The organism is Methanoplanus sp. FWC-SCC4, assembly GCF_032878975.1.
GTDB classification, from domain to species: domain Archaea; phylum Halobacteriota; class Methanomicrobia; order Methanomicrobiales; family Methanomicrobiaceae; genus Methanochimaera; species Methanochimaera problematica.
This window is the reverse complement of record NZ_CP043875.1, coordinates 2,111,867-2,133,414: the sequence shown is the minus strand read 5'-3', so window position 1 is coordinate 2,133,414 and position 21,548 is coordinate 2,111,867. Positions and strand designations below refer to the sequence as shown.

The following is a 21,548-nucleotide window of genomic DNA, read 5'->3' as shown; positions in this document are numbered from 1 at the left end:
TCAGGAAATAATAATTTTATTTAATTTTATATCTGGAAACCAATGTTTTTGGGAGTTCCTTAAAACTATCTGTTAATCCTTTATCATTTTTTATAATGAATAGGATTGTTACAAGCAGGACGAGGTATTCAATCGTAAAGAAGAAAACTATCGTATACCATCCTGAAGTTCCCATACTGAATATATATTCCTGATTTTGATAAAATGTATTGAATAGCAGTGGAAACTCAGCATAAGCAAGAGCCTGTACCGCATAAAACATTATAATCCCCTTTAGAGATTCAGCGAGAAGTATTGCAAAGAAAGGAGTCATCCAGACTATGTACTGAGGACTGTGAAATTTTGTGAAGAATACAGCCGAGAATATTGTCAGCAAAATAAAGGATAATAACCTGCGTTCCTCTTTTATTTTCTGGAAAAATGCTGTCAATATCAGGTATATGAATGTTAAAATCATCAGTGTATACATTACAACTGAAACAGAATCCGGAGAAATATTCAGACCAAGGGCATTTAAGATTGAGGATATCGTATACGTTGCCGTATTGGCATAGACGCCGACGCTTGTTCCTGTTGCAAAGAGATATGTATTTATTATTTCAGGATTCAGAAGGAATAACGGGATAAAAAGAATTATTCCAAAAGGCAATGCATATTTTAAAAATTTTAGAATTTCAGTCTTTAAATCAGAATTGTCTGAATTATACAATATTATATATGGTGCTGCAAGAGCAGGGAATATTTTTGTGAAAAAACCAAGAATAATGGAAATATAACCTTCAATTTGTTTATTGTATAAAGTAAGCATAAGTGCAAGTGTCAGCAGAAACGTAGGAAATGAATCAAATTTTGTTAAAATAAAATATGCCGCAGAAAATGCGGTTGCATACAAAATTCCGGAAATAAAAGCTGTTTTTTTATCAAATATTTTCAGTGAGATAAGGTACACAAAAATTAAAGTGAAGAGATCAAAAACTGACATTATAATCTGATACGCATAAATATATGTATAAGCATCATTTGTGAGAACTGCAAAGGGTAAGGGCAGGAGAACCGGGATCAGAAATAGAACCGGGTACTCAACAGGGAAGTCAACATATGGTATCTGGCCGCCATAGATATTTACAGCATATTGCAGGTATATAGATATATCAAACAAATCAATAAAAGAATGAAATAAATTGGTTGTGGCAAATAAAACTGCGATTTTTGTAAAAACTGCTATAAATAGAAGTATTATTATGTGTTTTTGGAAATTCTCCTTGTTTATTCCAGGGATTTCAATACCCAACAGTGAAAACTTGTCTTTCTTTATTTTATTATTCCCCACTTTCATAATTTTAATTGTGAATATAAATAGATAAGTCCTGCTTTTTATTATGTAATGTTTAAATAAATTTTAAAAATTAAGACATATTCTTTATACCGATAAAAATAGAAATTATAATCATTGATGGCAGAATTTGAAAAGACCTTTAATTGTTCTGACGGGATCTGCATTGTTGTTCCCTGTTATAATGAAAGTGAGAACATCCCCAAATTAATTGAAAAAATATATCATTACAAAGAGCGGGGTGAACTTGCCGGTTTTGATTTTGTTTTCGTCAATGACGGAAGCAAAGATGACAGCTACAAAATGATTACTGAAAATGAAAAAAAGTATTCGTGGGTGAAATCTGTTAACCATGAAAAGAACAAAGGTTTTGCTGAAGCACTGAACAGTGGAAGAAATTATTGTTTAAATAAAAATTACCTGTACATTGGTCAGATTGACTGTGATATGACACATCCTCTCTCACTCCTGCCGGACATGGCTGAATATCTAAATGAATATGACATGGTTGTTGCCAGCAGATATGTAAAAGGAGGTGGAATGAAGAATGTACCTCTTTGGAGAGTGGCGTTAAGCAGAGTGGCACAGGTTGCATTTCATATGTTTTTCAGAATAAAAACCAAAGATGCAACAAGTGGTTTTCGTATCTGCAAAAAAGAGATTTTTGAACAAATTTCACTGCGGGAAAAGACTTTTGCCATACAGCTTGAGTTGACAATAAAGGCGGAAAAAGCAGGTTTTAAACTGATTGAAGTTCCATTCGTGCTTGTTAACAGGGAATTTGGATCTTCAAAATTCAATTTCAGACAGTTTAAAACGTACATAAAATCAATATTTAGGCTTATGCTGAATAAATAAAAGGATATAATTATGGTCACGGATGTCTGGGATGATGTATGGGATAATAAAAAGGTAAATAGTGATTATAGTCTGAATTATCTGAATTTTATCGAAAAACTGGATGCAAATTTATCTGCTGGAAAAAAAATTATTGAGGTTGGTTGCGGTACGGGACAGACACTTGAAATCTTTTCCCGGCGCCATAGTACCACAGGATTAGATATCTCTAAAAATGCCCTTAAAATTGCAAAATCAAAATGTGATAATCCTGTAAATGGGGACATGTTCAATATGCCTTTTCCTGACGAAACTTTTGATCTGGTATATAATTCCGGGGTTATTGAGCACTTCCGTGAACCTGGAAATATAAGGGCCATAAAAGAGATGGCAAGAATTACAAGAAAGGGAGGCAATTTGATGATTATTGTTCCAAACAGTCATTGTTTATGGTACAGGATCTGGAAATATCTCTCTATAAAAACCAATAGATTTGAATTTGGATATGAAGAGGATTACTCACTCTCAAGGCTTAAAAATGCGATCAATAGGGCATCTCCGGATCTTGAAATTATTGATTCATTCGGTATTCAGGCATTACTGCCCCTTGCTACAAATAATAAGGAAATTTTGTCTGAAAATATTCGTAAAAAAATATGTAAGGTTGAGAATTATTTCCCATACAAACAACATTATGCATATGGCGTTGGTGTAATTGCAAAAAAATCAGTTTAAATTCTTTAAGCATGAAAAATAAAATAAAATATTTAACTATTGCTGTTGGACTGGTACTGTTTGCATACATTATAAGCAATGTAAATTTGGATGAGATATTAAATATATTTTCAAATATTGATCTTGTAATATTGTCAATTACGTTAATCATCTATTTTTTTGGAATTTTATTCAAGGTTCTAAAATGGAGATATATTGCAAAGATAATAAGTCCCGAATTTTCAAACACTGAAGCACTTGCGTCATATCTGGTCAGTCTCTCTTTCTCTGTAATAATGCCTGCCAAAATGGGTGATTTGGTTCGAATATTCTATTTAAAAAATAAAAACAGTGAATATGGTATGGCACTTTCTGCCGTTGTTATGGACAGAATAATTGATATTGTTATGCTGGTTATAATGGGAACAATTTCATTAATTGTATTTTCATATTTCTTTAACACAAGTATCATTCCAAATGAACTGATATTCTTTATTATTTTGTTCATGCTAGTTACAATATTTCTGCTTTTCAGTAGAAATTTTGGGGATAACATTGTAATGCCGGTTTTAAAAAGGATTCTGCCTGAAAAGTTGTTTAGAATATTATGGGGTTATTTTGAAAGTTATTATTCAGGTCTTAAAATTTTAATTGCTAATCCTGTTAAACTATTGATTGCATCAGTATTTGGTATTCTTTCGTGGATCATTCCTTTTTTTTATTCGTACACAATGGCACTTTCACTTGGAATAGATATACCTTTTCTATATATGGTCGTTGTAATTCCTATAATCTGTATAATTGAATTGCTCCCAATAAGTGTTTCCGGGATTGGAACCCGTGACTTTGCTCTTGTGTACTTATTTGGCCTTCAGGGAATTTCAGCTGAGAGTGCGCTGGCATTCTCATTTTTATATCTTTTTATCTGTTATTATCTGATTGCTCTTATCGGAGTTTTATTCTGGTTGAAATATCCTATAAAGATCACAAAATTTGAAAAAGTAAAGGATAGATAATTATATTTTCTTCCAGGTAATATTCCTGTTAACCAGAAAATTCCAGGCAAACGCGGCACCGATACCAAACAGATTTGAAATGACATAATAAAGTCCTGCAAATTCCGTAAGGGCCCACAATATGCCCATATTTATCAGAACACCCATTACAGAAACAAACTGGAAAGAAACGAATCTGTGCCATTTTTTAGAAAATCTTGATTCATTACCTTTAAATGTCCATAGATCGTTGAGGATAAAATTTGTAATAATTGAGGTTTCAATTGCAATTAAACTGGATATGAGATAGAATATCCCGAAATACTCTGTTAAAAAATATAGGAGGCCGACATTTACAAAAATCCCTGATATGCCGACAGCAGCAAATTTAAAGATTTTTTTCCATTCCTGCCAGACATTTGTCTCATGATGCTTAAAAGAATAAACAGCAATGTCGATACACTGCAGAATATAATCTATTATTGTTGAGAGTTTGAGTTTGCTGTCCCCCTCTTCACGATCTTTAAATACAAAAGGAATCTCTTTTGCCTGATACCAGTGGCCTTTTCCCAGAACTTCCATTAAAATTTTATATCCCCGGGGTTTCATCACTGCATTTTTTATCACATCGCGTTTTATAGCAAAAAAACCACTTACAGGATCGGTAATTTCCGGAAATAAAATTCTCCCGAAAAATGTCGCGCCAAGAGAGATTAAACGTCTTTTTAGAGGCCAGTTTTCAATGTCTCCTCCTTTTAAATATCTGCTTCCGATTACAACATCATTTCCATCCTGTGCAACAGAAGTATAAAATTCCGGAATCATTTTTGGAGGATGGGAAAAATCAGCATCAATAACCTGAATTATATCTGCTTTTGCCTTGTAAAAACCTTCAGTGACGGATTGCGACAAACCGTGGTCATCATAACGGACAATAAGTTCGAGGTTGGAATATTTTTCCTGCATCTCCCTGACTTTCTCAATGGTTCCGTCATCAGAATTATCATCAACAACCAGAACCTCGGTTATGATGCCTGCATCATGCATAACGCCTGATACGGACTCAACAATATTTTCTATATTGTCTCTCTCATTAAAAGTGGGAATTATTATTGTAAGATCGTATTTTTCCATCTCATCGGCCTATAGATCATTTTGACTTAAACACATATATTCCCGTATGTTGACCTGAAGAAACTGCATTTTGTTCCAGCCACTGTAGTGAACCTCCTGTCGGATCGGCTGACATAATATCGCCGGTAACTACATAATATATTGTAGAGTTGGGATTCTCTTCAGAAAGAACATTGAGTTCTTCTTTTGTATAATACTGATATACCTCGGTCCTGTCTGTTTCATTATCATAATAATAATCAAAGGGCTGGTGCATATATCCAGGCAGAAGAACAACTTTGTCTCCTTCATTTGTAACACTTTCAAGGGCTGTTGAAAAACCTCTCCAGTCATTTTTTGAATATGTTGTATAATATGGCATTAGTGCTGGCAGATTTAGCAGAAGAATAATAACTATCGCCAATGCTGCAATTTTTTCTGAATTATAGGATTCGGGGAGATATTTAACAGAGCCTGCAATTGCCATGAAATAAAAAGGCAATAAATATATGAGATATCTAGGACTCATTGGTATTGCAGCTGACAGAATAAAACTTGCAATAAACGGGAGAATAAGAGATAACCCAATAAGGACAGCCAGATCCCTTTTCATTGTAAATATCTTATACCCACCTGCCAGAGCCAGAAGACCAAATATTAATGTTATCATAACATTTCCTCCTGAGATCTGGACAAAAGTTGTTGTTATTACATCAATTCCTTTCAGGCCCCATGTTTCTCCTCCTGCTGCACGTTTAAAAAACAATGTTATTGTGGCAATTATTATTGGAATTGTAATTATTGTAAAAATTGCAAAGGCTGCAAGCACTGGTTTTATGTTTGATATATTCTCCCTGATTTCATTTCTGTTAGTATAAATTGCATGAAGGAAAATGATACCAACTGCAATGACAATATAAAAATGTGTCCAGAAAGATATTGCCGAAAAAAGACCGAAAAGTATCCACCACTTTATATTATTGTTTTTAAGGGCCCACAGATAACAAATCAGGGCAACTGAGAAGAAGAAGAGGACTGTTGTATATGCTCTTGCATCCTGTGAGTAGAATATCTGAAATGAGGAAAAAGTCATCAGTGCAGCTGCAATGATGCCGCTTTTTTCATCTACCGCTTCTCTTCCGATAAAATACATTATGGGAATACAGAGTGCACCAAATAGTGCAGGCAAAAATCTTAGTGTTACTTCACTTTCTCCGAAAGTCAGCATAAAATGTTCTAGATAATAGAATAGTGGAGGATTGAACTCGCCTCCTCCGATAGTTGCCTCCCATATTCCGGAAAGAGATCTCTGGGCAAAGTTAATTGTAGAACCTTCATCCAGCCATATTGAATTGAAACCCAGATTATAAAACCTGAGGACAAACCCTGCAAATGTCAGAAATATTAACATCCAGGCATATTTGTTTGTCATTAAAACATTTTTCAGGTTATTAAAATTAAGATCTGCTGTTGATTTTACAGAATAATTTTCTTCTGTGAAGTTTTCGCTATTATAACCTTTGGAAAAATTTTTGACCTTCTGATTTGTTCTACTTTTTTTTACCATAGGATATCAACTCATATTCTTGTTATATGTTTAAATGAACTCCTATTTATAAAAAATTCAAAACAAATCAGCACATCCGGCTGTAAAAAATAATGATCAAAAATATTCCTTGAAATGTTTTTTAATCAGCTTTTAAACATCATTTGGCCATTGATTTAAAATTAGATTCTAATAATTAAACTTGTTTTTTAGTAAAAGTTTAGCCTTTATTTTTATTTTATACTCAATTGCTCCGGGATATAATCATTCACTCAAACCAAAATTTATTTTAGAACTATTATTATATACATAAACTCCTAACTCTGCACGATACATATGTATGTGAAAAAACTCCAGCTGGCACTAATACTTGTTTATTTCATATTACTTCTTTCATCCCCCGTACTGGCGGAAGACAACGCAACAGTCCTCCCTGTAACGGGTTATATAACAATAACATCGGATCCCTCCGCTGCAAATGTTGCAATCGACGGAAGAGATATTGGCAATACTCCTATAACCGGCTATGAAATAGAATCCGGAACACATGAGATAACTGTCTCAAAAACCGGCTATGAATCAAAAACAGAATCAGTAACCCTCTCTCCTGGTGAGCAGAGCGGGATATCTGTAACACTTGAGCCTGTAAAGACCCCGACAGAAACGGAGACTCCAACTCCTACAATGACACAAACTCCTGTACCGACAACTGCTCCTCCGACAGTGACACCCACACCCGAACCCGGAATCGGCTGGTATGTAGTACACTGCAATCTTGACAACGCAAATGTCTATTTTGACGGACTACTAAAAGGAACAACCAAAAACGGGCAGTTAACCGTAGAATACACAGTCGGTTCAACACCATACAATAAAGTGACAGTCTCCAAATCCGGATATATTTCAGTGTCACAAAACCTTCCTTTGCCTCCCTCAGCCGGACAGACCGTTAATACATATCTGACACTTCAGCCTGAACCCTCAACAAACGGACAACTTACTGTCTATTCAAATCCTTCCGGTGCAAGTGTATATGTAGACAGGAATTTCAAAGGATCAACACCTTTAACAGCCTCATTAAAACCGGGATCACATGCCCTTCAGATCGCAAAAAGTGGTTATCGTGAAATTAACGAGAATATATTCATCTCAACCGGGCAGACGCTTACAAGGGAATACACTCTTCAGACAGAGACAGAATACGGGACACTCTCAGTTTCATCAGATCCCGCCGGTGCCGGTGTTTATATTGATGAAATATACAGAGGCCTCTCAACTGTAACCGTAAAAAATCTTGTAGTTGGAAATCATGACATAAAAGTCACGGCTTCGGGTTATTCCGAATGGAAAGGGACCCAATTTGTAAAGAAAAATGCTGTCATGACGGTTCATGCACGTCTCGTCCCTGTCGCAGGTTCAAACAAGGGATATGTGAGAGTAACATCAGAACCCGGAGAAGCGGAAGTCTATCTTGACGGGCGTTACATGGGACTTACAGGAGAACAGGGCACTCAGGGGTCGTATGCATTAACTCTTAATCCCGGAACATACACAATATCTGTTGAAAAAACAGGATATCGTGATTATGAAGTACAGACAAGCGTCAGCAGCGGACAAACAGCATGGGTGCATGCAGTACTTGTCCCGTTCACAGAGCCGCTTACAGGTTCAGTTTCTGTCACATCTGATCCGGAGGGTGCAGGGGTTTACATAGACGATGTCTATAAAGGGATAACTCCTGTTCAAATAAGCGGCGTTACCGCAGGCGAGCATCAGGTTATGCTGAAACTTGACGGATATGGTGACTCTCACGGAAAAGTTACCGTCTCTGCGGGGGGCACTTCAACAGTTTCTGTTGCTATGAAACCATATACAGAACCAACCGCAGCACCGGGATTTGGAATAAATATTATAGTATTGGGAATTTTTGTTGTAATTTTATATTGCAGCAGGAAAAGAGGCTAAGCAGATTAAAAAAATCTAAATTTAAAAAATATAAAATAAAATCCTCTTATCTTTTGGGAAATCAGTTCTGCTTTATTAAAAGAAGTGCCTGAAAGATAAATCTCATGCAGGTCTTTTTAAAATAGCATATTTTAATCTTATTTTGGCTTAATCAAATCTAAAAAGCCCAGAAATTTTCCCTGTCCTCAATAATTGTCATGAGGAGGTGAGCTACATTATTTACTAGAATTTTTTCAGAAGAGATGTATCCGTTCCGTATTCTGCCGGAGAAAGTGAGAGCTTTTACAGGCATATCCTTAATTGTCCCTTTTTCTTTAAATTCATTTAAAAATGCCATCTTTTCGTTTTTGTCTGCAAAAAGTTCAATTTCGGATAAGGTTTTTCCAACGATTTGATCTTTCTTATATCCCATATTTTTTAAAAAGACATTATTCACTTCAATAATTTTTTTGTTTTCAATATCAATTATTGCAACAGCGTTTGGAAAAAGCTCAAAAGCTTTTAAAAATCTCTCTTCTGCAATCTTTTTCTCTGTAATGTCCTCAAAAGTAACAAAAATCTGTTTTTGATCATTACACCCTTTTTCATCTTCCGGAATGGCAGTTACAGCTATCCATTTTTTTCCTTTTGAATTTTTACCCGGAAATCCGATTATTTCAACAAATTTATCTCCGGAACGGAGGGATTTAAAGGACGGATGATTTTCCGGAGAATAAAATTCCCCGTCTTCAGAGAAGGTGCCTGTGAATATTTCCAGATAATTTTTATTTACCATTTCCTCTTTTTTATAGCCTATAATATTTTCAGCGGCAGGGTTGAGGTCTGTTATTGTCATATCTCCGGCTGATATATAGAGGATGCCCTGTGGCATATTTTCAAAAAGTGATTTGTGCTTTCTTTCGCTTTTAAAAAGTTCTTTTTCTGCTTCTATTGCTCTGTGTTTATTTATGATTGTCTCAATTGTTGATTTAATCTCTATTGGCCTTACGGGTTTGTTCAGGTAACCGTACGGCTTTGATTTCAGGGCTCTTTTTAAAATATCATCTTTTGAATGAGCGGTCAGGAAGATTACAGGAATATTGTATTTGGAAGTGATTTTTTCGGCAGCAAAAACACCCTCCATTTCATCTTTGAGATTTATATCCATAATAACCACGTCAGGTTTTTTCTCATCGGCCGCATTTACAGCCTCTTCACCTGTTGTAACTATTGTAATTACGTCATATCCCATTCTCTTTAGTGAACTCTCAAGCCCCATTGCGGTAATTATGTCATCGTCCACAATCAGCACTTTTGATGAAACCATAATTTATACAGCAAATCCTCCTTAAATCAGTTATTTCATTTGTCAGGAGTCAGGCATGATATCCATGTATCGATAAATTTTCCCCTGTATCTTTTTAGCATTTCATTTACCTTCCTCTCAATTCAGAGATATATAATTTTCCTATAAATGAAAGTTTTTCATATAATCCGGGTAATTGATCTGTCCCAGGCTGTAAATGAATTAAAAATTACTATATTATACTTTCTGTTTCAATGATCGGGCACTGCTTTTTATTTCCTGATGGTGATGTAATGCATAATAAAAAAAATTGTTTTTTCTGTTGATTGTTATGTATGATATTGTTCCTATCGGGGTTGTGAAATCCCCTTATCTGACTAAAGAACAGGCTCCCTCACAGGGGAGAAACAAAGACTCCGAAGAGATGGTAATTGAAATATTTGAAGAATATCAAAAAGGGCTTGGTGATTACAGGGAGGTCAGCCATCTTATTGTTCTTTTGTGGTTTGACCAGGCAAAAAGAGATCTCCTTTTTGCAAAGCCACCGTATTCTGATCAGGAAAAACCGGTATTTACTACCCGTTCACCTAACAGGCCAAATCCTGTCGGCTTTGATATCGGGAGAATTATTTCCGTGGATTCCGGGAAAATAATGATTGCGGGTCTTGATGCTATAGACAACACTCCTGTTATTGACATAAAGCCCTACATTCCTTCACTTGACTGTATCCCCGGTGCAACAGAAGGGAAATCAAAAAAATCAGGAAAGAACTGATCCTCATATAACTGCCAATTTTTATTTTTTGTTCAGGGTCCATTAAAAAAGCATTAATACTTCTGCATTCAATTATTGTTTCAAAATAATTTGAAACAAAGTGGTTATTTATGGACACAATAAACAGTCTTCAGATTGCATCTGATTTTTTTCTGACAATAATAATCGAACTGGTGATTCTGTTTTTGGTCGTATCATTCCTGACAGGACTTTTGCAGGAATATATTCCTGAGGAGAAAATTAAAGGGGTTCTGTCCGGGAAAAGAAAGAAATTTTCATATTTTTTTGGTTCTGCATTTGGTGCGATAACTCCTTTTTGTTCATGCTCCACGATTCCGATACTAACCGGTCTGTTAAAGGCAGGTGTTCCTTTTGGTGCCTGCATGGCATTTCTTTTTGCCTCCCCTCTGTTAAATCCGATTATTCTGGGGCTTCTCATTGCAATGATTGGTCTCTATCAGACAGCGGTTTATGCTGTCTTTACATTTTTTGCGACTTCCCTTATGGGCATGATAGTTGAAAAAGCAGGATTTGAGAGTTACCTGAAAGAAAAAATTTTCAGTGATTCCGGTTCATGTTCATGCTGTTCCTGTGAATCTTCAAAAATTGAATCTGAAAAAAGAACAGGAAATAATCTTTTAAAGATAAAAAACGCTGCCAGATTTTCATACGGTCTTTTCAGGCATGTATTTTTATATCTTTTACTCGGTGCAGGCATCGGGGCGTTCATTTATGGTTTTGTCCCCGAAGATCTGATTATCGCAATTGCAGGGCCGGACAATCCGTTAGCAATTCCTCTGGCAGCACTGATTGGAATCCCGATGTACATCCGTGCGGAAACAATTATTCCGATAGGAACGGCACTTATCGGGAAAGGTATGGGAACGGGTGCGGTTATGGCCCTGATTATAGGGGGTGCGGGTGCAAGTATTCCTGAAGTCACAATACTGTCTTCAATATTTGAAAAAAAACTTCTTGCGGTTTTTGTAGGATTTGTGATTATGACCGCCATAATTGCCGGCCTGATCTTTCAGGCTTATGCATTAATCTGAAAAATTATACTTTTTCATTTTTTCTGATATTTTCAGAAACGGTTTTCTGCATATTTCTTTGTAAATTTCTCTTCATATAACCGGCCATTTTGACTATTAATGAGTTCTGTTTTATTATGTATTGGGCATCAGATAGTTTTATTTAACATCGAGTAATAATTAATGTAATTGCTTTGATGTATGTGGGGGGTGGAGATCATCTCCTATGTGTGGAAACATTAATAAGTAACAGATAGTAATACATAAATTAAATTATGTGTTACTAAAATCAGATCTCATAATAATCACGGGTTTATAATGTCCTGCTAAAAACAGCATTTCCCCCGTATCCTGGGTTATTTCCCTGGTTTAAAGTTGTTCAAAAATTAATGATTATAAAAAATCTGGAGCTATCTGAGTGTGATCTTCTATGGCGGGCATATTAATTGTAGATGATACAAAAGTTCTTGCGAATCTTTATTGTAATTTTTTAACTCATTCGGGTTACGAATGTGATGCTGTATATGGCGGAGATGAGTGTTTTTACAAAATAAATGATCTAAATCCGGATATTATTCTTCTTGACACGTGTATGGAACCCTGTGACAGCTGGGAGATACTTGCAAAAATTAAGAAAAATCCAAAAACAGCGGGCATATCTGTTTTAATGATGGAATCAGAAACCTGCACCCGTGAAAAAATAATTGAAAAGGGTTTTTTGGCTGACGGTTATATACAAAAACCTGTGAAGTCCGGGACACTTGAAAATATTATAAAATCAGCGTATATGCAGAGGAGCAGGGTTTTGAGAATTGTTGAAGATGCCTTCGATGAACATGAGAGTGAAGAAGAGAGAAAAATTTTATTCAATCTGTGTCTCAACGCCTTTGCATTAAATTCATTCAAAAAATTAGTAGCTGAAGCATATGAATATCCGTTTCCGATCAGGTCATGAACAAAATATCTGTAATGAGATACCCGGCTAAATTATTAAGACTAAAAAGTCCGGAAACAATCATCCGATTTTTTTACTAAACCTTTAATGATTATAGAGCAAAAAAAGAATTCATACATCTCTTAATCCGGTGATTTTGTGAATAAGAATTCTGAAGAATATCTTGATGATTACATCAGACGAATGACTCCTGTTTTCTCAGGCGTAAGTGAAAGATCGGGACATACAATTGCGTCAATGCTTATAGGTTACAGGTCAGGGTTATATGATCGTACGATTGAAAGCGGCAAAAAGGCGTTATTGACCCTTGAAAATAAAAAGGCTCCAAAAATTCTGCTCCGTGCTGTCTCTATTGTAATTGACAGTGCTGTTTTGCTCAGCCCCTCACAAAAATCAATCCGGTCTGAATTTGACTGGGAAGGGGAAGATCCTTTGAAATCAGCAGTACCTGACAGTCAGGCGAAAAGCTGCGGGTGTTTATTTGATGAATCAGAAAAAGATTTTCTTGCAATTGAAATGAATGATAAAAATCTGAAAGTTCCCGATGAATTCAGTCTTGACAATGCACTTATAATGTGTTATGCTGCGGCGTATACCTCATCTCCTTATGATCACATACCTCTTATTGAACAGGTTATGGGTCATTTAATCCGGAGGATTGAACATTATAATGAATAGATGAAAATTAAAAAATCTTCAGACAATTTTTGGCGTACCGGATTATTCTGGTTGTTCTTTTTCAAGATCTATAACAGCATCTGAAAATGCAGTCAGCTGTGAAAAAATCATCGGGTCAAGACCACCCTCAATTGCCAGGTATATTCCGGAAAGGTTCATAATTTTAAGTTTACTTGTTAGGAAGTGAAAAAATTTTGTGATACTTGCAGATGGGAGGTATATGAGCATTGCATTTACAGAGTCCATGAGTAGGTATATTTTCTGGTTTTGGTTTTCTTTAAGGGACTCCGAAACCGCAATTGAAAGGGAGGTAAGATCACCCGGGCTGTTTAAATATTTACAGTTTGGAATTCCGTCGCCGGGTTTTCCCATTGCATATTTGGTGATGGCATCAATGAACAGAACATTTTCGAGCGGTATTCCTCTGGACATATAAAGTTCATAAAGATACTGTGCAGGCTGGTTAATACTTATTATGAGGACTTTTTCGCCTTCTTTTAATACTTCCCTGATGAGATTTATGTTGTTCTCCTTAACTCTTTTTGGTGAAGACAAAACAAGGTAAATCTGTGCCTTTCCGTCCGGATTTTCTTTAAGAAACATTCTTGCCTGCCTATTTTGATATGAATTCCCTGTATGAGTTTGGTATTTCGCTTCTTCTTTGAGCAATAGACCGGTTAAGCATTCTCAGGTTTTCAAGAATCTGGTTCAGGTTGACAATCTGTACGCTGATCTGCCCGCTTATGTTCTCTTTTGAGATTGTGCCTTCCTCAAGTTCATTTTTAATCTCTTCAAGGTTATCCGTTATGATTTTCACAGGCTCCTTTAACCTGAGTGCAGACTCGGTGATATATGCGGTTAAGGCTTCGTAGCTCTCCTGTTTGTAAATTGCAGAACCTATAAGGCCTGCTGCTGCGCCGAGAGCATCTATTTCCGCTTCTGACCAGATTCTGTCGGATTCTGATTCGTCAAATCCCACGAATCCCCACCATCTCCCGTTTAGAAATATCGGTGCGACTACCGAGGATTTTACCTTAAGGAGCTCCATGTTTTCACGTTCTCCGGCATCCACGGTTCCGATGTCTGCATAGATAATTTCACCTCTTTTCAGGACCTTTTCCCACCTCTCAACATTTGCTTCCCTGTAGGAGAGGCCCTGCATCTTTTTGTTCCTGATCTGTGCGAGGCTTTCATTCCTTACCCATTCAAATATCTCATTCATCAGGATTTTGCCCTTTTTTTCATTATCAGCGTTTTTAAAGCAATATATCCTTGAAACGCCTGTTGCCTCTCCAAGTCTGGCAAGTATTTCAGGCATATTCTCCTCCCATGAATGAGATTTGAGGAACTGGTTTGATGCAAAATTAATTGCATCAAGTATATTGTCACGGCGTCTTAGTGCCTGTGTGATATTTTTCTTTTCTGTAATATCGAGGAATGTTGCAATAAGATTCTGGCTTTCCGGGTCAAAGGAGACGGTGGTTGCGGCATCTATAAGGCTTCCGTCTTTTTTAACGACTTTATATTCATATATTGTGTCATCCGCTTTTTTGGTTTCATATATTTTTTTGTAAACATCCATTAGATGCGGAATTTCATCTTTATGGATAAAATCCATCCATTTTATATTTCCCTCTATCTCATCTTCTGAATATCCTGTCGTCTGACAAAAAACCCTGTTTGCGGCGATTACCGTGCTTTCCCTGTCAATGAGTAAAAGGCCGGTTTTGGCATGCTCAAATATTATTTTATATATGTCCCCCTTTTCCTGCATGGTGAGGAGATATATTTTATCAGATAAATCTTTTTTGTGAAAATATTATAAAAATAAAATTTATTTTCATTATACAGATTTCTTCTGTTAATAAAATGCATGAAAATTCCTGTCTCTCATCGACGGATAGATTGATATGGGCGAAAAAGAGAACTTTATTCTCCGATAAATGCCTAAAATTGGTCTGTTCAGATATTATTTCTCCCTTTTATCGGGTCTTGGTGCCGGAAAGTTATTGGCTGGATTAATTTTGCGAACCTGTAGTGAACATGTTTTTCCCGTGAGGTTCGCGGAGAAAATATAATTCTTATATATTAAACTTTTTAATTTTCACAGAATTTTAGGGATGAGAATTTAAAAATAATAATCAGACGAATTTATGAAATTCTCCTGTTTTCAAATTTGTGCCATATTATATCTAATAGTCGATATATTTTGTAAGCGTGTATGTTTTAGAAAGAAATAATATGCGGGCTGTTTATACTATCAGATATAATTAGTGATTGTCTGGCATTATCCGGTTAAGAATGATGCCATTGAAATCATTGGTTTAGAGTCACACCCTTCACGGGTGTGTGGATTGAAATATTTTATCCTTTATACGATTGGAATTATCATGATAGTCACACCCTTCACGGGTGTGTGGATTGAAATATCATAGTTTGTTTCTTTATGATTTATGTAAATAGTCACACCCTTCACGGGTGTGTGGATTGAAATATGAAATTGTCAATCTATTTGATAAAAAGATCAAGGTCACACCCTTCACGGGTGTGTGGATTGAAATTTATCTGAAGAATATAAAAACGAACTTGAAAATTGTCACACCCTTCACGGGTGTGTGGATTGAAATACGCCGCACGCAAATCTCTTATTTGTGCAGGTGATGTCACACCCTTCACGGGTGTGTGGATTGAAATTCATTCTTAGGGTTGCAACAGGAGGGGCAAAAATCGTCACACCCTTCACGGGTGTGTGGATTGAAATAGCTTGATTTAATGTTTATTTGCCGCCGTCCTACTGTCACACCCTTCACGGGTGTGTGGATTGAAATATCACCTGCACAAATAAGGATCATCCATGCGGTGTCACACCCTTCACGGGTGTGTGGATTGAAATCCCAAAAAATGTCTATTTTAGAGGCATTACGAATAGTGTCACACCCTTCACGGGTGTGTGGATTGAAATACGGCAACAAATCAGGAAACCATTGAGCATTAAGTCACACCCTTCACGGGTGTGTGGATTGAAATTTTCAGGTTGTCTGAGGGATCGGGATCGTTAAACTGTCACACCCTTCACGGGTGTGTGGATTGAAATCAACACATACGACTATACTAATAATAATGTAGGCGTCACACCCTTCACGGGTGTGTGGATTGAAATAGGCAATTACATATATATGAATTATAATGATTCTGGTCACACCCTTCACGGGTGTGTGGATTGAAATACAGAGTAAATAACAGACAATATAAAAGAAAAGGTCACACCCTTCACGGGTGTGTGGATTGAAATAATCTCGGCGGAAGGGGGGCAATAACAAGTGCTGGTCACACCCTTCACGGGTGTGTGGATTGAAATCTATCTAATCCTTGAGATTTTACCGACAACAGCGTCACACCCTTCACGGGTGTGTGGATTGAAATAGAATATTAAACCTAAACGGCATCAGGGCCGTGAACGTCACACCCTTCACGGGTGTGTGGATTGAAATTCCAGAAGAAAATTTTTTATTGTTGATATACATATCGTCACACCCTTCACGGGTGTGTGGATTGAAATCAGAGCTTTGACAATCTTTGATTTTCTTCTAGGGTCACACCCTTCACGGGTGTGTGGATTGAAATACTGCATCAGCAATGTGGAATTGAAGCTGCAATGGTCACACCCTTCACGGGTGTGTGGATTGAAATTGAAAAATACACAGAAATGGCAAAAAATAATTATGTCACACCCTTCACGGGTGTGTGGATTGAAATAAAATACAAACCAGTATTATCATTTTTTATTATGTCACACCCTTCACGGGTGTGTGGATTGAAATCCTGATTTTTAAGCAAAATACATCGTTTATTTTACGTCACACCCTTCACGGGTGTGTGGATTGAAATCTGTTATAGAAAAACATAACTTGCGTTAAACCAAGTCACACCCTTCACGGGTGTGTGGATTGAAATACCGCAGGGGCAGCGATTACAGCCGGTCAGGTTGGTCACACCCTTCACGGGTGTGTGGATTGAAATTATTTCCTTTGAAATCTTAAATCAAACATTTGAGTTCACACCTTTCACGGTGTGTGGATTGAAATACAGAATCCTTGATACTGTTACGGCTGCGGTCAAACGTCACACCTTTCACGGGTGTGTGGATTGAAATAAAAGGGGATGATGCAACAACGAATGAAACAAAAGAGTCGCACCCTTAATGAAGGTGTGGATAAAAAAAGTAATACAGCCTTTGATGCAGGCAGGTACAAAAAAATTATTGTTCCTTTGTGGCTTTGCTGTAATGCCTGACTTCGCCAAAAGTCTCAGGTTTTCCTTCTTCGTTTAGTATTGATATTGTCCCGTGTCCTCCGCATATGAGGCATTTCTTTCCGGTATCCTCTTCATATTTCATGGCAATTTTCATTGCTTCATGCCTCTCCTCACGTGCAAGTTCACTGTCAACATTAACGGAGGTTACAAGGAAATCGGCAATTGAGTTATACATCCTTCGATCCTGACTAAAGCTTGAAAAATTCATCAGGGTGTCTGCCGTAAACAAAAGACCGGCATCCTGCGAGAATATAATCAGCTGTCCGTGCTGATGCCCGCCCATTGATAAAAGGACCTCAAAATCAAATCCCATAACCGGTATCTTTGCAAGTATGGGGAAGTTGCCGCGTTTTTCAACCGAAGTTTCAGGGAAAAGTCTGATATTTTCTTCAGATGCAGGGTTCCAGCGTGAAAACAGAGCAATCATTGTTGTATAGACTTTTTCAAGAACCGACTCTTCACTCTTTGATCCCCATGCACGGTTTCCGCACCTGATAATCTCGTAAGTTGCAGGGTGCATGTAACACGGGACATCATATGCTCCCCCGGCACCGCAGTGATCAGCGTCCCCGTGGGTAGCAATGATGTATGAGAGTTTTTTGTCGATTTCAAGGCCATAATAATCGAACATCTCCCTGACATCATCTGCATATATTCCATACCCCGTATCGATCATCACAATCTCTTCTGGAGTATCGAAAAGGAATATGCTCCCTCCTCCGGGCAGCTGGAAACAGAAAAGTTTCATCCCTTCCTTAATCTCAACCTCCTGAACGTCTGAGTAAAATCCGTTTTTGGTTGTTTCTGTAAGGAATTTGCCGCATCTGATGTAGTTTTCAAAAATTTCATCAGTATTCTCACCCAGTTTAGAGAGTTCCTGGACTGTGTGGTTAATATCCTTTAAAAAGTCAATCAGGAGCTGTTCATCATCATCTGCAAGATACTGCCTGATCTCTCTTGCAAATTTTACATAAAAGACAGTCCTGTCAAGCTTTCCACCCGTTGTGTCATAATCGATTATGTCAACTGTGTAGGTGTTTTTGAGCAAATTAAGCAGATCATCGGCATGCTTTGTATCCTCAAGATTCATGCTGACAAAGACCTTGTCGGGCAGACTTCCAGTGTCATCAAAATCAATAGAAGTGACAAGTGCCCCGGAATCCGTTGAATATTTCAGGAATTCTGCGAGTGCTCCTGTCCGGTGCGGAAGTTTCACACTGAACTTGAGGAAAGGGAGACTCTTCAGTGAATTTCTGAGCAGTCCCTCCTTTGAGAGTCTCTCTTTAATGGTATTGTATGCCTCTTTTGTTGACGTAATCTCAAAGAATGCAGTCTGCGGATCAATCTGTCTGTCGTAGTGGATTCTGTTTATGTTGCCGTTTAGTTCGGTAATTATCTCTGCAATCTTTTTGAGGGTGCCTTTCTGGACGGGTATATCTGCAACCAGTGAATATCTTTCCATTAAAATCACCTGTTTTACCTGATTTTATTAAAATGAAGGGGTTATTAGGTACATTGCCCAGCCAACGTATTCCCTTCCGTATGCTATATATTCTTCCTGTACTCTTCTGTAATAAGAGAGTACTTCATCGTAATCCTGGCTTTTTTGATTATTCTCATCCAAAAGCCATTCAATACAGTTTCTCCAGATGCCGGATTCGTATATGTCCCAGTCATTCTCGTCTGCTCTTACAACCGATTTAAGATCAAAACCTGAATCCCTGATTATCTGAAGAATCTCATATTCTGTAAGTATTTCTGACCACTGGCGGCAGAATTCAGGCGCAACCCCGTCTTTTTTCCAGTAACGCTCACCTATGATGATTGAACCTTTCCCGGTTATGAATCCTGAAAGGGCATTTAGTGTCCCTTCAAAGCCGCCCCAGATCTGAGATGATCCCAAGGAGAGGGCAACATCATAATATTCATCCTTTTCTTTCTCATATTCGGATGCATCTGCAAAGAATATTGATATTTTTTCTGAGAGTCCAAGCTCTTCAATTGTGGCACTGGCAGTCTGGCAGGCATCCTCTCTCATTTCAATGCCTACGCCGGATGTCCCGAAATTTTCTCCCCAGAGTGCAAGGACAGTACCGTTGCCGCATCCGAAGTCTATGACCTTTGAGCCGTCGGAAAGGCCTGAAATTTCACCCATATAGAGTGCTTTTTCAATGCTGCACGGGTTCATTATGCTTAATTCACCCTGTGATATTGAGACGAGATCACGAAAATCCATATTTTTAAAACCGCCGTATTTTTATTAAGCAGAAAATTGATTTCTATCATTAGTTGTTTTAAAACGACTTTTATGTTATGGTGAAGATCTGTTTTTTTAAAATTTGGAAAAATCTGCTGTTTTTCCTAAAAATGCTTAATATTTTGACTCTTATTCAAAATGGCAATATAATTATATCAAAAAAGCCTAAAGATACTAATTATGAAGAAAACTCTGGGCCGATATGTCGGATTGGCAGTCTTTTTAATTGTACTGCTATATCCGGTCGACCCATCCACCTTCCCAATCGATGCAAAATATGTGGCTGCAGGCACATTGCTGATGGTTATATGGTGGGTCACCGAGGCGATTCCAATTCAGGCAACTGCACTTTTGCCGGTCGTTATTTTCCCGTTACTGGGGGTTTTGACTCCGGCAGAGGCGTGTGCACCTTATGCTGATAAAATAATTTTTCTTTTCATGGGAGGTTTTATAATTGCGATGTCTATGCAGCGCTGGGGCCTTCATGAAAGAATAGCTCTTCACATAATAGACAGGGTTGGAACTTCTCCCCGAATGCTTGTTCTGGGTTTCATGGTTGCAACCGCCTTTTTGTCAATGTGGATTTCCAATACTGCAACGGCCATGATGATGGTCCCGATTGCAATCGCAATTATTGCGACCATTCTTCCACAGAAAGATACAAGACTTGAGGAAATGAGTGAGACTCAGAGGGATTTTTCCGAATGTCTCGTTATCTCCATTGCCTATGCAGCTACAATAGGAGGACTTGCAACCATAATCGGAACCCCTCCAAACGGCATTTTTATTGCCCAGATGGAGACCATTTTCCCCGATGCACCTGCGATTGACTTCTTTACATGGATGAAGTTTGCCCTTCCGCTGGCCTTTGTATTTCTGCCGATTGCTTGGTTATGGCTTACATATGGTCCTTACAGGCATATGCCTGCAAAGATATCCTCCGGAAAGGATGTTATTCATGACAGGTTAAAGTCAATCGGGAAGATGAGCAGAGGTGAAAAATGGACACTTATGGTATTTGTGATGACCGCAGTCGCCTGGATTCTCAGATCAGAGAAGAATATCGGCGGTATTGTAATCCCTGGCATAAACACCTTCCTGCCTTTTGTTCATGATTCAACGATTGCAATTGCAGGTGCGGTTCTTCTCTTCCTTCTTCCTGTAAACCGTCAGGAAGGGGTATACACAATGAACTGGGAGTGGGCAAAGAAAATTCCGTGGGGCATTCTAATTCTGTTTGGAGGAGGTATCTGTCTTTCAACCGCCTTCATAAAAAGCGGTCTTGCAAATGTCATAATGGATTATATGGAAATACTGCATGGTCTCCCGATAATTATCGGTGTACTTGTTGTTGCGATTATAGTTTCACTACTGACTGAAGTAACATCCAACACAGCGATGGCGTCTGTTATGATGCCCATTATGGCTGTAACATCGGTCAGTATGGGGATTCACCCGTATTTCCTGATGCTCACTGCCGCATTTGCATGTTCAATGGCATTCATGCTTCCGGTTGCGACACCGCCAAATGCGGTTGCTTACGGATCGGGTTATGTAAGCATGCGTGATATGGTACGAACCGGCTGGGTTTTGAACATAATCGGTATTATTATAATGACCGTGTTTATGTTTACCATAATCACATGGGCTCTCGGGTTTTCAATGGATATTCCGGTATGGGCACTAAACCCTGATACCGGTGGTCTCTGACCATAATATCCCTGAAACTTTTTTATAAAACCCCGGGCTT

At 37.7% G+C, this 21,548-nt stretch carries 17 protein-coding genes and 1 CRISPR repeat array; of the genes, 9 read left to right on the top strand and 8 right to left on the bottom strand.

Annotation, left to right across the window (positions count from 1 at the left end; all coding sequences use genetic code 11):
* Positions 1 to 16: 16 nt before the first annotated feature.
* On the bottom strand, positions 17 to 1,159 hold the full coding sequence (locus F1737_RS10790; RefSeq protein ID WP_317136584.1) for a hypothetical protein: 1,143 nt from the start codon (positions 1,157 to 1,159) through the stop codon (positions 17 to 19).
* A gap of 294 nt (positions 1,160 to 1,453) precedes the next feature.
* Between F1737_RS10790 and F1737_RS10785 the strand changes: the two genes are divergently transcribed.
* The 3 genes from F1737_RS10785 to F1737_RS10775 are packed head-to-tail and all read left to right on the top strand — an operon-like array spanning position 1,454 to position 3,900.
* On the top strand, positions 1,454 to 2,191 hold the full coding sequence (locus F1737_RS10785; RefSeq protein ID WP_317136583.1) for a glycosyltransferase: 738 nt from the start codon (positions 1,454 to 1,456) through the stop codon (positions 2,189 to 2,191).
* Positions 2,192 to 2,203: 12 nt separating this feature from the next.
* The gene (locus tag F1737_RS10780) at positions 2,204 to 2,905 is read left to right on the top strand and encodes a class I SAM-dependent methyltransferase (protein WP_317136582.1); all 702 of its coding nucleotides are present in this window, start codon (positions 2,204 to 2,206) and stop codon (positions 2,903 to 2,905) included.
* A gap of 11 nt (positions 2,906 to 2,916) precedes the next feature.
* On the top strand, positions 2,917 to 3,900 hold the full coding sequence (locus tag F1737_RS10775; protein ID WP_317136581.1) for a lysylphosphatidylglycerol synthase transmembrane domain-containing protein: 984 nt from the start codon (positions 2,917 to 2,919) through the stop codon (positions 3,898 to 3,900).
* Here F1737_RS10775 and F1737_RS10770 read toward each other — a convergent pair whose 3' ends face one another.
* Complete coding sequence (locus F1737_RS10770) at positions 3,901 to 5,013, bottom strand: glycosyltransferase family 2 protein (RefSeq protein WP_317136580.1); 1,113 nt, start codon at positions 5,011 to 5,013, stop codon at positions 3,901 to 3,903.
* Positions 5,014 to 5,029: 16 nt separating this feature from the next.
* Positions 5,030 to 6,559, bottom strand: a complete 1,530-nt coding sequence (locus F1737_RS10765) for a glycosyltransferase family 39 protein (protein WP_317136579.1) — start codon at positions 6,557 to 6,559, stop codon at positions 5,030 to 5,032.
* Between the two features lie 315 nt (positions 6,560 to 6,874).
* On the opposite strand from F1737_RS10765, the gene F1737_RS10760 reads away from it, so the two are divergent.
* Positions 6,875 to 8,503 carry a PEGA domain-containing protein gene (locus tag F1737_RS10760; protein ID WP_317136578.1) on the top strand — a complete coding sequence of 543 codons (1,629 nt, stop codon included), beginning with the start codon at positions 6,875 to 6,877 and terminating at the stop codon, positions 8,501 to 8,503.
* A 157-nt stretch (positions 8,504 to 8,660) separates the two neighbouring features.
* On the opposite strand, the gene F1737_RS10755 is transcribed toward F1737_RS10760, so the two are convergent.
* A complete protein-coding gene (locus F1737_RS10755; protein WP_317136577.1) occupies positions 8,661 to 9,809 on the bottom strand; it encodes a response regulator in 1,149 nt (382 codons plus the stop codon).
* Between the two features lie 310 nt (positions 9,810 to 10,119).
* Here F1737_RS10755 and tsaA point away from each other — a divergent pair, with 310 nt between their 5' ends.
* From tsaA to F1737_RS10735, 4 genes are all read left to right on the top strand, one after another.
* Positions 10,120 to 10,563, top strand: coding sequence for a tRNA (N6-threonylcarbamoyladenosine(37)-N6)-methyltransferase TrmO (tsaA, locus tag F1737_RS10750; protein ID WP_317136576.1), 444 nt, complete (start codon positions 10,120 to 10,122; stop codon positions 10,561 to 10,563).
* A 110-nt stretch (positions 10,564 to 10,673) separates the two neighbouring features.
* Positions 10,674 to 11,615 carry a permease gene (locus F1737_RS10745; protein ID WP_317136575.1) on the top strand — a complete coding sequence of 314 codons (942 nt, stop codon included), beginning with the start codon at positions 10,674 to 10,676 and terminating at the stop codon, positions 11,613 to 11,615.
* A gap of 409 nt (positions 11,616 to 12,024) precedes the next feature.
* Positions 12,025 to 12,549, top strand: coding sequence for a response regulator (locus F1737_RS10740; protein ID WP_317136574.1), 525 nt, complete (start codon positions 12,025 to 12,027; stop codon positions 12,547 to 12,549).
* Between the two features lie 138 nt (positions 12,550 to 12,687).
* Positions 12,688 to 13,227, top strand: a complete 540-nt coding sequence (locus F1737_RS10735) for a hypothetical protein (RefSeq protein ID WP_317136573.1) — start codon at positions 12,688 to 12,690, stop codon at positions 13,225 to 13,227.
* Positions 13,228 to 13,269: 42 nt separating this feature from the next.
* Here the strand turns inward: F1737_RS10735 and F1737_RS10730 are convergent, their stop codons facing one another.
* The 4 genes from F1737_RS10730 to F1737_RS10715 form a co-directional block, all read right to left on the bottom strand.
* Positions 13,270 to 13,830: a DUF7504 family protein gene (locus F1737_RS10730; protein WP_317136572.1), complete on the bottom strand. Its 561-nt coding sequence runs from the start codon at positions 13,828 to 13,830 to the stop codon at positions 13,270 to 13,272.
* A gap of 10 nt (positions 13,831 to 13,840) precedes the next feature.
* Positions 13,841 to 15,001, bottom strand: a complete 1,161-nt coding sequence (locus F1737_RS10725) for a PAS domain S-box protein (protein ID WP_317136571.1) — start codon at positions 14,999 to 15,001, stop codon at positions 13,841 to 13,843.
* A gap of 555 nt (positions 15,002 to 15,556) precedes the next feature.
* Positions 15,557 to 17,247: a CRISPR direct-repeat array (repeat unit 32 nt; unit sequence GTCACACCCTTCACGGGTGTGTGGATTGAAAT).
* Positions 17,248 to 17,485: 238 nt separating this feature from the next.
* On the bottom strand, positions 17,486 to 19,003 hold the full coding sequence (locus F1737_RS10720) for an MBL fold metallo-hydrolase (protein ID WP_317136570.1): 1,518 nt from the start codon (positions 19,001 to 19,003) through the stop codon (positions 17,486 to 17,488).
* A 27-nt stretch (positions 19,004 to 19,030) separates the two neighbouring features.
* Complete coding sequence (locus F1737_RS10715) at positions 19,031 to 19,777, bottom strand: SAM-dependent methyltransferase (protein ID WP_317136569.1); 747 nt, start codon at positions 19,775 to 19,777, stop codon at positions 19,031 to 19,033.
* 201 nt (positions 19,778 to 19,978) lie between these two features.
* Here F1737_RS10715 and F1737_RS10710 point away from each other — a divergent pair, with 201 nt between their 5' ends.
* A complete protein-coding gene (locus F1737_RS10710) occupies positions 19,979 to 21,508 on the top strand; it encodes an SLC13 family permease (protein WP_317136568.1) in 1,530 nt (509 codons plus the stop codon).
* The last annotated feature ends 40 nt before the right edge of the window (positions 21,509 to 21,548 follow it).

Coding starts and splice junctions, on each gene's coding strand:
- F1737_RS10785 (WP_317136583.1), top strand. CDS start 1,454: ATGGCAGAATTTGAAAAGACCTTTAATTGTTCTGACGGGATCTGCATT.
- F1737_RS10780 (WP_317136582.1), top strand. CDS start 2,204: ATGGTCACGGATGTCTGGGATGATGTATGGGATAATAAAAAGGTAAAT.
- F1737_RS10775 (WP_317136581.1), top strand. CDS start 2,917: ATGAAAAATAAAATAAAATATTTAACTATTGCTGTTGGACTGGTACTG.
- F1737_RS10770 (WP_317136580.1), bottom strand. CDS start 5,013: ATGGAAAAATACGATCTTACAATAATAATTCCCACTTTTAATGAGAGA.
- F1737_RS10765 (WP_317136579.1), bottom strand. CDS start 6,559: ATGGTAAAAAAAAGTAGAACAAATCAGAAGGTCAAAAATTTTTCCAAA.
- F1737_RS10760 (WP_317136578.1), top strand. CDS start 6,875: ATGTATGTGAAAAAACTCCAGCTGGCACTAATACTTGTTTATTTCATA.
- F1737_RS10755 (WP_317136577.1), bottom strand. CDS start 9,809: ATGGTTTCATCAAAAGTGCTGATTGTGGACGATGACATAATTACCGCA.
- tsaA (WP_317136576.1), top strand. CDS start 10,120: ATGTATGATATTGTTCCTATCGGGGTTGTGAAATCCCCTTATCTGACT.
- F1737_RS10745 (WP_317136575.1), top strand. CDS start 10,674: ATGGACACAATAAACAGTCTTCAGATTGCATCTGATTTTTTTCTGACA.
- F1737_RS10740 (WP_317136574.1), top strand. CDS start 12,025: ATGGCGGGCATATTAATTGTAGATGATACAAAAGTTCTTGCGAATCTT.
- F1737_RS10730 (WP_317136572.1), bottom strand. CDS start 13,830: ATGTTTCTTAAAGAAAATCCGGACGGAAAGGCACAGATTTACCTTGTT.
- F1737_RS10725 (WP_317136571.1), bottom strand. CDS start 15,001: ATGCAGGAAAAGGGGGACATATATAAAATAATATTTGAGCATGCCAAA.
- F1737_RS10720 (WP_317136570.1), bottom strand. CDS start 19,003: ATGGAAAGATATTCACTGGTTGCAGATATACCCGTCCAGAAAGGCACC.
- F1737_RS10715 (WP_317136569.1), bottom strand. CDS start 19,777: ATGGATTTTCGTGATCTCGTCTCAATATCACAGGGTGAATTAAGCATA.
- F1737_RS10710 (WP_317136568.1), top strand. CDS start 19,979: ATGAAGAAAACTCTGGGCCGATATGTCGGATTGGCAGTCTTTTTAATT.